Origin of the sequence: Paenibacillus sp. FSL R7-0048 (assembly GCF_038004505.1) — a bacterium.
GTDB lineage: Bacteria > Bacillota > Bacilli > Paenibacillales > Paenibacillaceae > Paenibacillus_AQ > Paenibacillus_AQ odorifer.
In genome coordinates this window covers 3468771-3483160 of the sequence record NZ_JBBORF010000001.1, presented here as the reverse complement: position 1 = coordinate 3483160, position 14390 = coordinate 3468771, and the positions used below count along the sequence as shown (strand labels likewise).

Annotated in this window: 7 protein-coding genes; 6 read left to right on the top strand and 1 reads right to left on the bottom strand. The window is 43.3% G+C overall.

Annotated elements, in window-relative coordinates; genetic code table 11:
* Nucleotides 1-63 precede the first annotated feature (63 nt).
* Nucleotides 64-1956: a squalene--hopene cyclase gene (gene shc, locus NSQ91_RS15665; RefSeq protein WP_076303776.1), complete on the top strand. Its 1893-nt coding sequence runs from the start codon at nt 64-66 to the stop codon at nt 1954-1956.
* A gap of 1211 nt (nt 1957-3167) precedes the next feature.
* On the opposite strand, the gene spoVB is transcribed toward shc, so the two are convergent.
* On the bottom strand, nt 3168-4724 hold the full coding sequence (gene spoVB, locus NSQ91_RS15660) for a stage V sporulation protein B (protein ID WP_339174202.1): 1557 nt from the start codon (nt 4722-4724) through the stop codon (nt 3168-3170).
* 476 nt (nt 4725-5200) lie between these two features.
* Between spoVB and NSQ91_RS15655 the strand changes: the two genes are divergently transcribed.
* From NSQ91_RS15655 to NSQ91_RS15635, 5 genes are all read left to right on the top strand, one after another.
* Entirely contained in the window at nt 5201-8680 is a 3480-nt protein-coding gene (locus NSQ91_RS15655; RefSeq protein WP_340918692.1) for a sugar-binding domain-containing protein, read from the top strand.
* Between the two features lie 493 nt (nt 8681-9173).
* Complete coding sequence (locus NSQ91_RS15650) at nt 9174-9860, top strand: response regulator transcription factor (protein WP_076278442.1); 687 nt, start codon at nt 9174-9176, stop codon at nt 9858-9860.
* Complete coding sequence (locus NSQ91_RS15645) at nt 9847-10836, top strand: sensor histidine kinase (protein ID WP_076280659.1); 990 nt, start codon at nt 9847-9849, stop codon at nt 10834-10836. Before NSQ91_RS15650 ends, NSQ91_RS15645 begins: the two co-directional genes overlap by 14 nt.
* Nucleotides 10837-10918: 82 nt before the next feature.
* Nucleotides 10919-11605, top strand: coding sequence for an ABC transporter ATP-binding protein (locus tag NSQ91_RS15640; protein ID WP_076125710.1), 687 nt, complete (start codon nt 10919-10921; stop codon nt 11603-11605).
* On the top strand, nt 11602-14190 hold the full coding sequence (locus NSQ91_RS15635; RefSeq protein ID WP_076306443.1) for an ABC transporter permease: 2589 nt from the start codon (nt 11602-11604) through the stop codon (nt 14188-14190). Before NSQ91_RS15640 ends, NSQ91_RS15635 begins: the two co-directional genes overlap by 4 nt.
* Nucleotides 14191-14390: the final 200 nt, after the last annotated feature.

The window sequence follows — 14390 nt, the reverse complement described above, 5'->3', positions numbered from 1 at the left end:
TCATGTCCTGTTCTCCGACTTCATATAATGTTAAAAATGATGCCCTTCGGAGGAACCCAAAACATGACGGATATACTAAGTAAAGTAGATGAAGAAATCGAACGTTTGTCAACGTTCTTGCTACAACAGCAGAAGGATGACGGCTCATGGCATTTTTGTTTTGAGAACGGGATTGTGATCGATGCTTATATGATCATTCTCTTTAGGGTGTTGAACCTACAGAATGAAACGCTCATTCGGCAGCTACATGATCGCATTCTTGATGCACAACAGCGAGAGGGTTGCTGGCAGTTATATAAGGACGAAGAAGCTGGGAACTTATCCACATCAGTCGAAGCTTATTATGCCCTGCTCTATTCTGGATACAGTAAGATAACAGACGAGCCAATACTTCGGGCTAAGCGTTATATACTGTCTAAAGGTGGTTTAGGCAAGGTCACAAGTATCTTAACTAGAGTCATTCTCGCCGCAACGGGTCAAAGCAAGTGGCCTTTAGCAATTTCTTCGATTCCACTGGAGGTGCTTTTGTTTCCGTCTTACTTCCCAATTAACTATTTCGAATTCTCTGGCTACTCTAGGGTACACCTCACTCCTATGCTCATTATGGCCGATCGGCGATTTTCGATCACTACAACCCATGCTCCTGATCTGTCAGATCTTATGGAGACACGATTGGATAGAGATGAATCGCCTACCCGTGGATATCAGGAGATGCAGGATGTTATTCAAATGGGTTTGAGCAGATTACTCGGGAGTCCACACTACATACATGAAGCTGCCAAAAACAAAGCGGAGCAATATATGCTCCAGCGAATCGAATCCGACGGTACCTTTTACAGCTATGCCAGCAGTACAATTCTTATGGTTTTTGCCCTGCTTGCTCTCGATTATGATCGGCAGCATCCGATAATTACACAGGCCATTCGAGGTCTCACCGCGCTGCAATGCCAATCAAATCATAATACTACAATTCAAAACTCTCCATCTACAATATGGGATACAGCGTTAATCTCCTATGCTTTACAAGAGGCACAAATTCCAGTTGATCACAAAGGAATAAAACACGCTGCTTCTTATCTTCTGGAAAAACAGCATCATAAAACTGCTGATTGGAGCATCCATAATCCGGATATAGTTCCCGGTGGATGGGGATTCTCTGAGTCTAATACAATCAATCCGGACGTAGATGATACAACGGCAGCCTTGCGAGCCATCCGAAGCTTATCAACCATTCACCCTTCATATCTGGAATCATGGAATCGCGGACTGAATTGGGTCCTATCGATGCAAAATAACGATGGCGGTTGGCCGGCATTCGAAAAAAACACCAATAAAGAAATGCTCACATGGCTCGCTATCGATGGTGCTAAATCTGCAGCCATTGATCCTTCGGAAGCAGATCTTACCGGACGAACTTTGGAGTTTCTCGGAAACTTCGCTGGTTTAAATACACAACACGAGTTCATTAAAAGGGGTACAAAATGGCTGATTCAACATCAGGAGAAGGATGGTTCGTGGTACGGAAGATGGGGTGTTTGTTATATTTATGGCACTTGGGCATCATTAACAGGCCTGCAGGCTGTTGGGCTCCCTATAAATCATGATACATTGCAAAAAGGAGTGAAGTGGCTTCTAAGCATTCAGAACTCGGACGGCGGTTGGGGGGAGTCTTGTCACAGCGACCGGCTACTACAATATGTTCCTTTAGGAGAAAGCACACCTTCACAAACCGCCTGGGCACTTGATGCGATTATCGCCGTTCAGCCAGAGCCAACAGCTGCGGTGGAAAAAGGAATTCAAAGACTAATCACGTCTATTCATGAAGAGGATTGGAAAACTTCTTATCCCACTGGCGCTGGTCTCCCCGGTAATTTCTATTCCAATTATCATAGTTATCGGTATATCTGGCCACTACTCACACTGAGTCATTACAGAAAAAAATACGGTCAAGGTTAGTACTCGGTAATACTCGGTAATAACTAGCGTTGTCCTGCTCCACTTTTTAACTGTCTCGTAAAAGCTTGAATCGCACCATTTGCCGTCCTTTACGACAAACTCTCCTTATCAGTACTTACTTAATAGTCTACATCTCCATTACAGTCAGTCCGTAAACGGGTACGAACCAGTAACGCAACCAAATCATTCATTAAATGCCATAGGGATTGGTATATCAGCTCCCCTACCCTCTCCAATAACTTGCTCCAGTACGTATTCCTTTGTTCAAACTAAACTACATGTTTTCTTTCCATTAAGACCACCTGCTTTTTCTTTTAGTAAAAAACAGCAGAGCAGCGAATATCCGTTATAGGAGAATTGTTGCTTTGCTGTTATGAACCGGGGGTCGAATGCTTTTATCCGTTGCACCTACCTAAATCACCCAGTCTTAATCAAGATTTGAACTTTTCGGACTCAGAAGACGCTATTTGCTTGTTTTTAGGCTTTTGAGTTAGGTTACGGACTCCAGTGCAACTATTCCTTAAAAAGAGAGTCATTTCGGGAGTTTTTCATGGTAATAACTGCGATGGGGTCCGTTAAAATTCCAAATGTAAGCTAAATCTGCTCTTAAGCTCAGCTGTGTCCGATAGCAAATACGTGTGCGCAAAATGTTACCTAATCAATCCAACTTGCCATATGAATCATCCCTATAGGAATTACTTAAATTACTTATGAGATAGACTCCATTTTTGCTTTGAGGCAATTGAGCGTAGTTCACACATGGTCAATTAGGCAGCAATCTCCGATAATCAAGGATCATTGCCTGATATTTTGGATCACTGGCGGTTTGCCTGAGCAAATTATGACTGTAACTTCTGATATCCCCACTCCGTATATTTGTAGCGCAAGATTTTAACGCAATCTAATGAGATAACTGTATTTTATACACTTAATCCATATTGCTAGGGAATAACTCCGACTTTAACTGCATTCTATACAATTAAAATCAAGAGAAATCACCTAATAGGCTTTAACTCGTGAGAATAGATGTAAGAAATACAGCTATTTTCAATGCACAACTATTTTGAACGATTATAGCTGCACAAAATACAGTTAAACACCTCGCTGCTCCCCATCCATTACCTTCATCCGCCTCCATACTGTTACACAGAGGGTTGCATAATCAGTCAATTTACTTTTTGGAGCACGGTACCGGAATATCCCCTCCTCTTTCAAGAAACAGGTGTAATCGTTGGTGGTTTCGGTGCCCTTTCCCACGCATGGGTTACCTGCAATGTTGCTGCATAGGTGATTAACGAAACAAGCAACGCTCCGAACAGTTGAATAATCTGCCCCAGGTCCAATCGCTCCAGAATTCCGTGAGCCGCCAACCCGCTAAGCGCCATGACAATTCCTCCTGCTCCAACCTTGAATACAATACGAAAGTCAAAATAAAACCCGATCGTTCCTGCCACAGATAAAAAATTCAACAGTGTCAGCAGCAAGAGCCCCAGTCCGAATCCCATGGCCACCCCTTCGATTCCAATATTAGAACCTAGAACAAAGATCGCAATCACTTCAAAGACATTCGTAAGAATATGATTCCACATAACCGTTGATGCTTTCCCCAAACCAAGCAAAATTGCTTGCAGTGGCGCTCCGAAATAATAAAGAAAAAATAAGGGTGCTATTAACTTTAACAGCTCGCCCGCTTCTGGCGAATGATAGATCATGGTTGTTAAGGGTACAGCCCATAAGTACAGGATGATTGTACATGGGAAACCTACTATAAGCGCGGATCGCATAGCCATATCCATCCGACTATGCATAAGCTTGCTATTGTTGCTCACACTTGCTTCGCTGATCGCCGGAATTAATGCAGTCGACAACGATTGTGTGAAGAAGCTGGGGAGAAACAACATGGGAAGAGCATAACCCGCCAGAAGTCCGAATTGCTTGGTCGCCATCTCAACACCCACACCAAACAGTACTAGACTTTTCGTAATCAGCAGTGGTAGAAAGGCATGATAGAGAGAATGAATAAAACCGCTGCCTGTCATCGGTAAGCCGATGCGCAGCAAATCTCTCAACGTACTGTCTCCTTTAAGTGAAATTCTTGTCGTAGGTGGTGAAGAGGTTTTGACCTTACCTCGATTTGCCCATTTGAAAACAGCGAATAAATAGAGCAAACCAAAACCTTCCCCAACAACGGAGGCAGCCATTGCACCAGCAGCCGCATAGGCAATACCGTAGGGCAACAAAACGTTGACCACACCGATAATGACAATGATTTGCGCCAGATTCTCAATAATATCGGAAAAGGCAAGTGGGTTCATGTTCTGTTTTCCACGAAAATAACCTTTCAGTACAGCAGACATCGCAATAATTGGAATGATCGGCGTAATAGCAACCATAGCATAATACGCCCGCTGATCGGCCAAAAAAATCGATGCGATCCATTTGGAGCCAAACAGAGCCACTAAAGTTAATATAATACTCAACGTACCCGTAATGCTTAAGGATACTGTGAGAATACGCTTTACTCGCGCTTCATCCTGCTTAACCTCAGCTTCCGATACAAGCTTTGAAATCGCAACAGGAAGCCCCAGCTCTGTCAGCGTAATGAATAAGGGAAGCAGTGGATGAGCAATCATAAGCAGCCCTACTCCCTCTGCTCCCAAAAAACGTGCCAGCAAGACTCCGTTCAAAAAACCAAGCCCTTTTGTGAAAAATGACGACACGGTTAATATGAACGTGCCACGAATAAAACTTTGTTTACGCATCCCCATTTATACGCATCTCCACCTATGGTTTGTCCTGTCCTTCTTTCTAACTTATTCGAACAAACACAAGTACATGCAGACAAGTATTTGTAAAGTATTAAATCAGCGATAAGCCCAACACATCTTAGCCGGTGTACCAGGCAATTTCCCTCACTTCACTTTCATTAGCTTCTGTAGCGAAAATCTTTTTCATAGATCAGAGATACTTCTTTGCATCATTCATTAGTACTGTTTTTGTATAAATTTCATCCTCCGCAATAAAAGATATATTAAGAAATAAATAGATAATTTACCAATAGCATGTTATCATTTTGAATGCGATTTCAATAGCTTTGTTATAACAGTTTTTTCACTCTTCTTCGTGAATGTCTTTTTGTAAAATCTTTGATATGATAAAAAAGAATACAAAAGGCTTTACGGAAATCATTCACATCGTTAATAACCACTTCTAAATTTTCCAAAGATAAAGGAGAACTTCATTCATGAGTCAGAAAACAAGATTAAATAATGACTGGTTATTCAGCAAACAGCCGCTTAAGTCCACTTTAGAATCGGTGATAGCAGCTGATTCGGAGTGGATCGACGTAACCTTACCCCATGACTGGCTAATTTTTGATACACATAATCTATATGAAAACGGAGAAGGCTGGTACCGTAAAAGCATAGTTATAGATGAGAAAGTGCCAAATAGTCGTGTCTCGCTTCGTTTTGAAGGCGTATACATGGACTCCACTCTCTATGTGAACGGCCATATCGCAGGCGTCTGGAAAAATGGATACTCGACTTTTGAATTAGATATCACGCCATACATTATTGAAGGTATCAACGAAATCTATGTTCAAGTGGTTCATGAGTCTCCTAATTCACGCTGGTATTCCGGTGCGGGCATCTATCGCAGTGTATGGCTGAAGACGTATCCAGGGACACATATTGTGCCTGATGGTATTTATATCTCTACTCACAAAAAAGAGGATTCCTGGAATGTTGAGGTAGATACCGAAGTCTTGTGCAATGATCTATTGCAAAGCGAAAAACACTACATAATTCGTCACAGTATACTGGACGCTTCAGGTATCTGTATCTCTCATGCAGAAAATGAAAGTCCAGTACAAGTCGGGTCTGCTGTATCCAGCTCTGCCCTCTTATCCGTCAATAATCCAATGCTCTGGGATATTAACCAGCCTTACTGCTATTCCCTAAAAACTGAACTGCTGGAGAATGATCAGGTAATAGAAGAAGAAATCCAAACCTTCGGATTCCGTACGATGGAGTTTGACAGCCAACAAGGTTTCTTTTTGAATGGCCGAAAGGTGAAGATTCATGGCGTATGCCAACATCATGATTTGGGATGTTTGGGGGCTGCGGTGAATAAGGCAGCTCTAAAAAGACAGATTATCCTCCTGCAGGAGATGGGCGTAAACGCTATTCGTACGGCCCACAATATGCCAGCCGTTGAACTGATGGAACTAGCGGATGAGATGGGCGTGCTCATAGTTTCCGAAGCATTCGATATGTGGGAACGCAGTAAAACTCCTTTTGACTACGCCAGATTTTATCCGGATTGGTGGAAACAAGATATTGCCAGCTGGGTACGCCGGGATAGAAATCGCCCCTCCATGCTCATGTGGAGTATCGGAAATGAAATATACGACACCCATGCCGATGAACGCGGCCAAGAGTTAACCATAGAATTACGTGATCTGGTGCAGGTTCATGACCCTAAAGGAAATGCAGTGGTTACTATCGGTTCAAACTATATGCCATGGGAGAATGCACAGAAATGCGCAGATCTAGTGAAGTTCGCAGGGTATAACTATGCCGAAAAATACTATGACCAGCATCATGAGGAACATCCCGACTGGATTATTTATGGTAGTGAAACTTCGTCTACTGTACAGAGCAGAGGCATCTACCACTTCCCTTATGCTCAGTCTGTATTGTCTGACGATGATGAACAATGCTCAGCCTTAGGGAACAGTTCTACTAGCTGGGGTGCCAAAAACACAGAAGCTTGCATCATCGCAGATCGTGATGCGACCTACTCACCTGGACAATTTATTTGGACTGGATTTGACTATATTGGGGAGCCGACTCCGTACTTCACTAAAAACTCGTATTTCGGTCAACTGGATACCGCAGGATTCAAAAAGGATTCCTATTATATTTATCAAGCAGAATGGACGGATTACAAGGTCGCCCCGATGATTCATATTTTTCCGTACTGGGATTTCTCTGAAGGGCAGCTTATTGATGTGCGAGTATGCTCCAACGCACCACAAATCGAATTGTTCTTTAATGATCAATCCATGGGCACGGTTAACATTGACCATAAACATGGTAAAAAGCTGCTTGGGGAATGGCAGCTCCCCTATAGCAAAGGTACTCTCCGAGCAGTCGCTTATGATGAACACGGAGTACAGATCGCTGATGATACGGTAACTTCTTTCGGAGATTCGGCCACTGTGGTCATGAATCCTGATAAAACTCAGATGACTGCTGACGGATCGGACTTGGTATTTGTGGAGATCTCGACCCTCGATCAAGAAGGACGTCCCGTGGAGAACGCCAATAATCGTATTCAAATCTCTGTAGAAGGACCGGGGCGTCTTGTTGGTTTGGATAATGGTGACAGCACTGACTACGATTCATATAAAGGAACAAGTCGCCGGATGTTCAGCGGCAAATTGCTTGCGGTCATTGCCTCTTCATTGGAGTCAGGTACAATCGTTGTACGTGCATCTTCCCATGGCTTACAGTCTGCTGAGCTTACACTGACTTCGGAAGCACGAGAGCTAGATCATTCTAAGGACGAAGAGCTTGTACTTTATCAACACTCATCACAATCACTATCGGATGTGAGCGAGTTATCCCAAAACTATTTATCAGATGAAATTCCCGTTCGCAAGCTGGAAATCATATGCCCGCAAGGAAATCAACTAACGAAGGACACCCGTTCACTTCCGGTTCGTGTGCAAATTCATCCAGAGAACGCAACCTATCAGGAAATTGAATGGCGAGTTACGAATGCTGCCGGTATTGACGCTAATATAGCCGTTCTTGAGGCAAATGGGCATGAAGCAGTAATTTCGGCTTTGGGAGACGGAGACGTTTATGTACGGTGTGCAACGAAAAACGGTGCAGATCAAGTGCGCCTGTATTCGCTTATGGAATTTCATATTCGAGATATGGGAGCTGCCTTTTTGAATCCTTATGAGTTTGTTTCCGCTGGTTATCATAGCAATACGAGCCGGAACTTAACAAATGGGAATGAACGCGGAGTGGCTACTGCAAGAGAAGGAGAAAGCTGGATCTGTTTTGACAACATCGATTTCGGTGATTATGGAGCTACTGAACTTACCCTTCCTATCTTCGCGCTAGATAACGATAAATATACGATTGATATATGGAAAGGTACACCGGATGCTCCAAACGCAGCTCTGCTGACACAGGTAACCTATCAAAAACCATCCATATGGAATGTATATCAAGAGGAGACCTACCCATTACCTGAGCGAATAAAAGGTGTCACCACCCTTTGTTTTGTTCTTCATAAAAAGATTCATCTCAAGGGCTTTCAGTTTAACAAGCCTTTAAAAGCGTACGAACAACTTAACGTTCTAGAATACAATCAGATTTATGGGGATTCCTTTACGCTGGCAGATGGACAAATCAAAAATATTGGTAACAACGTCTCTCTCATCTTTAAAGATATGGACTTCGGTCATACTGGAAGCACTAAACTAACCTTATGCGGGCATTCGCCTATCGATAAAAATACTCTGCATATTCTATTTAGCGGACCAGAGGGTGAAAAGAGACAGCTTGTGGAGTTTACACAGTCAAGTGATTATTGCGAAAGAGAATTTGTATTGGAGCGCATAACCGGTCCGCAAACCGTCACCTTTATATTTCTACCGGGGAGCCAGTTTGATTTTAAGTGGTTCCAGTTCCAAGCAGAGTAAGGTATTTTCAACTTTAAACTAGATGGATAGCTTTATTACAGAACAAATCCCCTGCGCATTTGTCACGGTTCAATAAGGATGTTTTCGGCTTTTGAGATTTGCCGTAGGATTATCAAGTCCTACGGCTTTTTTCTTGTTTTAAACCTTTTATCAGACATTGCTTTTGAAATTCATCCTTAATTTGCAGACTCTTTTCTTTCGAGAGATTTCTTCCTGTTACATTTAGCTTCATACTATTTAACCCTATTACATTTTAGCGTTCATATTTCTGCCTTTAATATAAGTTTACACACCCTATATTTTTTGTTTATACCTCGGACTGTATGTTTCTGTCAAAAGAAATATAATAGATCTAAGGAGGTGTTATGCATAGATTATATAACGACAAAGGAATCAGCGAAAAAATGGGAAATACTTGCCTTGTTCCAATTGACGCTAAAAACCCGGCTAACGGACGATATAGTTGCAGTAAAGTAAAGGACGGTGCAAATAAATGAACCAGATATTTTTGGTTGAGGACGATAAGACAATCGCTAAAAACCTTGTGCTTCTGCTCCGCTCAGAGGGATTTACAGTCTCTCATGTCCCTACGCGGAGTGAAGCCCTTACCGCGCTTGCCGGAAATAAATTTGACTTGGCGTTGATTGATATTTCTTTGCCTGATGGAAATGGCTTTGCGGTTTGCACGGAAATCAAAAAAACGCAAGATATTCCCATAATCTTTCTGACGGCTTCTGGCGATGAGTCAAGTGTTGTTACCGGGCTGAACATGGGCGCGGACGACTATATCACTAAGCCTTTTCGTCCGCGTGAATTGATTGCACGAATTGGAGCCGCCTTGCGAAAAAGTGGGCGTTCCATATCTGATTTTAAAATTCACGGGCTTCATGTCGATATGGCAAGTGGCATTGTGGAGAAAAACGGTAGCGAAGTCTTTCTTTCAGCATTAGAATACCGCTTGTTGCTGATGTTTATTAGCAATTCGAAAAGTATTATCACGAGAGGCAGGCTGCTTGACGAATTGTGGGACGCTGCAGGCGAGTTTGTCAATGACAATACACTGACCGTGTACATCAAACGTTTGCGGGAGAAGATAGAGAACGATCCAGCAAGTCCGCAAATTATTCTGACTGTTCGTGGGACGGGATATAGATTGGGGAACGAGTATGCTTCGGAATAGAGAGTTTCGACATTTTGTCATTTTGTTCTCCTTAATTGCCACCTCCGCTGTGACGCTGGGATTTGCAATCAATATGGCGGCGGGAATCCTTACCACTACCTCTACCGCCGCTTTTGGCATAGCGTTTTTCGTGTTTACCAAAGCCCGATACATAAGCATTGCACGGATTTCACATCAAATCGACCTTGTGCTTCATAATGCTGACCTTCTGTACATTGAAGAGTCGGACGAGGGCGAGCTTTCTATTCTGCACAGCGAGATAACAAAAATGCTACTGCGCATTCGGGAGCAAAACGATGCGCTGAAAAAAGAAAAAGAACATCTTGCCGATTCGCTGGCCGACATAGCCCACCAACTCCGAACCCCACTCACATCAGCCAACCTCATTCTGTCTTTGTTAGAGAATAGCCCTAATGAAAACGAACGGAAAGCATTTATACGAGAAACAGAAGAATTGCTTGTGCGGATGGATTGGCTGATTACTTCTCTACTAAAATTATCTCGCTTGGACGCGGGCATTGTGGTATTCCAAAACGAGCAGATAGATGTAGATAGCTTGATACGCTCCGCCCTTCGCCCGTTCCTAATCCCAATAGAACTGCGCTATATTGATTTGCAAATAGACGTGCCGAAAGTAGTACTTATTCAAGGCGATCCAGGTTGGATTTCGCAAGCAATTCAAAACATCCTCAAAAATTGTATAGAAAGTGCAGGCGAGCACGGGAGGATTGAGATTGATTGTACGGATAACCGGTTATTTACCGAGATTGCCATCCACGACAGCGGTGCGGGTTTTCAGAAAGAAGATTTGCACTGCTTGTTTGACAGGTTTTATCGCGGGAAAAACCCAAACGCTACAGGATACGGGATTGGATTGGCTCTCTGCAAGATGATTATAACGCGGCAAGGAGGAACGATTACCGCAAAAAACCACCCGCAAGGCGGCGCAATCTTTACCATTCGTTTCTCAAAGTGACAGATCTCTCACCTGAAAGTCACAGAGATGTAAGTTGAAGGTTCTATTATATGGGTAACCCATCAGAAAGGAGACTCACATAATGGAGTTTTTAAAAATTGAAAATTTATGCAAAGTCTACGGTAAGGGAAATAATCAAGTTACTGCGCTTGACCATGTTTCACTTACAATTGAAAAGGGAGGATTCACCGCAATCATCGGTTCGTCCGGCTCGGGCAAATCTACATTGCTTCACAGCGTCGGGGGCGTAGACGTACCGACAAGCGGAAAGGTATATTTGAACGGGCAAGATGTATATAGCCAAAGCAATGAAAAACTCGCGATCTTCCGCAGACGGCAAGTTGGACTGATTTACCAATTTCACAACCTCATTCCCACTCTGAATGTAGTGGAAAACATCACCTTGCCTATCCTTATGGACAAGCGCAAGGTCAACGAGGAAAGGCTAAATGACCTGCTCGAAATGCTTGGGTTGCAAGATCGAAAAACGCATTTACCCAATCAGCTTTCAGGTGGTCAGCAACAGCGTGTTTCCATAGGACGCGCTTTGATGAATGCCCCGGCGGTCATGCTTGCCGACGAACCCACGGGCAGCTTAGATAGCCGAAATGGACATGAAATCATCAAGCTGCTCAAAGAAAGCAATAAAAAATATGGGCAGACCCTGATCCTCGTCACCCATGACGAAAATATTGCCCTGCAAGCAGACCGTATTATCGGTATAACAGACGGCAAAGTAACGCGGGATGAACAGGTGGTTCGGCCATGAATATTTTTAACAAAGTCACACTGCAAAGTATGAAAAAAAGCCGTTCCCGAACGATTGTCACGGTGATCGGAGTTGTTCTGTCCGCCGCCATGATTACGGCTGTCGCTACCTTTGGCACTTCCCTGTTAAATTATCTGGTAAACGGTTCTATTGCGAAATACGGCGGTTGGCACGTTGAGTTTTTGGATGTTGATTCCTCTTTCGTGCAAGAGAGAACCCATGACAGTAAAGTTGCAAACAGCGCAGCATTTGAAAATATCGGTTATGCAACGCTTGAAGGCGGGAAAAGCCCTGAAAAGCCCTATCTTTTCATCGCCGGATTCAGTGAGGAAGCCTTTGATACCTTACCCACAAGCCTGATTTCCGGCAGGCTTCCTGAAAATAGCAAGGAGATTCTCGTCCCGTCTCACGTTACTGCAAAGGGCGGTGTTAGATTTAAGTTAGGCGACACACTTTCACTTTCTGTTGGAAGCCGATTGAATGGAAACAAGAATCTCGGCCAACACGACCCTTATCAGACCGGGGGTGAATCGGGAGAGGACAAAGAAACCCTTGTTCCAAAATCAGAGAGAACCTACAAGGTTGTAGGTATCTGCGAAAGACCCAGTTTTGAGGAACATTCCGCACCGGGATACACCTTGATAACGAAAGCAGATCCTAAAGACCAAGCGGACAACTTCAGTATATTTGTCACACTGAAAAATCCGCACGGTGTAACGGCTTACGCAAGCAGTACAGTCGGAGCAGGAGCTTATGTCTTTAACGATGATGTACTGCGCTTCATGGGCGCTTCGGACAATAAACTGTTCAACACGCTTCTGTACTCAGTTGGCGGCATTTTGGTTGCCATAATAATGATAGGCTCGATTTTTCTGATTTATAACTCGTTCAACATCTCGCTGAACGAACGCACACGCCAGTTCGGGATTCTCGCATCGGTGGGTGCAACGGCAAGGCAACTGCGAAATTCTGTGCTATTTGAGGGACTTTGCATTGGTGCAGTCGGCATACCTATTGGCATTATGGTCGGCATAGGCAGTATCGGACTTGTAATTCCTATGGTTGCCGAGAATTTCGGGAAAACTTTCCACAGCACCGTGCCTTTAACCCTATCGTTGTCTGTCCCCGCAATTGTCGCAGCTACAGCAGTCAGTTTAGTTACCATTTTGATTTCAGCCTATATCCCGGCCAGAAAAGCTGCAAATACTCCCGTGATGGAGAATATTCGTCAGACCAACGAGGTTAAAACCGAATCGAAAGCGGTAAAAACATCAAAATTTGCACAGCGTATTTACGGTTTGGAGGGTACACTTGCGTTAAAAAACTTTAAAAGAAACAAAAAACGTTATCGCAGCATTGTGTTATCGCTCACTTTAAGCGTCGTGCTGTTTGTATCGGGAAGTGCTTTTGGAACAACTCTAAAACGACTTTCAGAACAGTTGATAATGGATATGGACTATGACATTCTTTTTACCACTCAGGTGACGGACGACAGCGAAATGATCCCGCTTTACAACAAACTTAAAACCTCTGACGGGGTTTATGAAAGCTCGTACCAAATCGTTTATATGTATACATCCGTAATTAAGGCAAGCGATTTTTCAGACCGTTACCGGGAATACGCGGGGTATACTACGCCGGACGAAACGGTTCAACTACCCATGGACATCCAGTTTATTGAGGACAGCAAATATCTGAGTTTTATCAAAGAATTGGGTTTGTCTGCAGATGAATATACCGGGCAGGACGCGAAGATGATTGCCGTTGCCAAAAAGCGGATTGATAATAATGAAAGGCCAAGCGAAGTGTTTAATATGTTTGCAAATCATTCCATGACATTTAGTGTCGCCCCCCAAACAAATGACAAGCAAATGATGGAACAGGGGCAAAGCATAAACATTACGTTTGTCGATACGTACCCGGTGGATCCGCCTCCAAGGCAATCTTTAGAGCAGCGGCCATACGTTTTTATGGTGGTAGCTCCCTATTCACTCAAAGAGAACTTTAAAAGCCCGGATACCCATGCGGAAATGGGCCTGGCCTTTCTTTCAAATAATCCCTCGCAATCGGTGGCTGAAATGGAAGCGATCATTCAGGACACGGGAATGATGTCTGCTTATACCCTTTACAATGTCCATACAATAGTTGAACAATACCGCAGTTTAATATTTGTTATTGATGTGTTCACCTATGTTTTTGTTATTATGATTTCCCTGATTGCGGTTGCAAATGTATTCAATACTATTTCCACAAATATCAGACTGCGCAGGCGGGAACTTGCCATGCTCCGCTCGTTGGGGATGTCCGACCGCGATTTCAATAAGATGATGAGTTTTGAGTGTTTCTTTTATGGGATGAGGACGTTGCTGTTCGGAATTCCAATAGCGGGAATCATCTCGTGGCTGATTTATGAAGGGTTAGTGGCCGTAGAAAGGATAGATAACTTTAATTTTGTATTCCCGTGGGGCAGTATGGCAATTAGCGTGTTTGGCGTAATCTTTATCGTGTTTATTACAATGTTGTATGCCATTAGCAAGATAAAAAAAGAAAATATCATTGACGCGCTTCGGGATGATTTGGCTTGATTTTAATACCGATATTAAGATCAGGTTTTACTGCAAAATTGTGGACATACGGCTTTCTATGTATTCAAATTTAAACTTCACCAAAAAGTAAATCCTCCAATATAGATTATTTACAATTCAACAGTAATCGTTCGGCTGTGTGCCTAAACAATTATGTTTATCGTAAACATCCTTATTGGAGGATTTGCATTAGCGCAGGG

Excerpts from the sequence above, each read along its gene's own strand:
- shc (WP_076303776.1), top strand. The coding sequence starts at position 64 with ATGACGGATATACTAAGTAAAGTAGATGAAGAAATCGAACGTTTGTCA.
- spoVB (WP_339174202.1), bottom strand. The coding sequence starts at position 4,724 with ATGGGGATGCGTAAACAAAGTTTTATTCGTGGCACGTTCATATTAACC.
- NSQ91_RS15655 (WP_340918692.1), top strand. The coding sequence starts at position 5,201 with ATGAGTCAGAAAACAAGATTAAATAATGACTGGTTATTCAGCAAACAG.
- NSQ91_RS15650 (WP_076278442.1), top strand. The coding sequence starts at position 9,174 with ATGAACCAGATATTTTTGGTTGAGGACGATAAGACAATCGCTAAAAAC.
- NSQ91_RS15645 (WP_076280659.1), top strand. The coding sequence starts at position 9,847 with ATGCTTCGGAATAGAGAGTTTCGACATTTTGTCATTTTGTTCTCCTTA.
- NSQ91_RS15640 (WP_076125710.1), top strand. The coding sequence starts at position 10,919 with ATGGAGTTTTTAAAAATTGAAAATTTATGCAAAGTCTACGGTAAGGGA.
- NSQ91_RS15635 (WP_076306443.1), top strand. The coding sequence starts at position 11,602 with ATGAATATTTTTAACAAAGTCACACTGCAAAGTATGAAAAAAAGCCGT.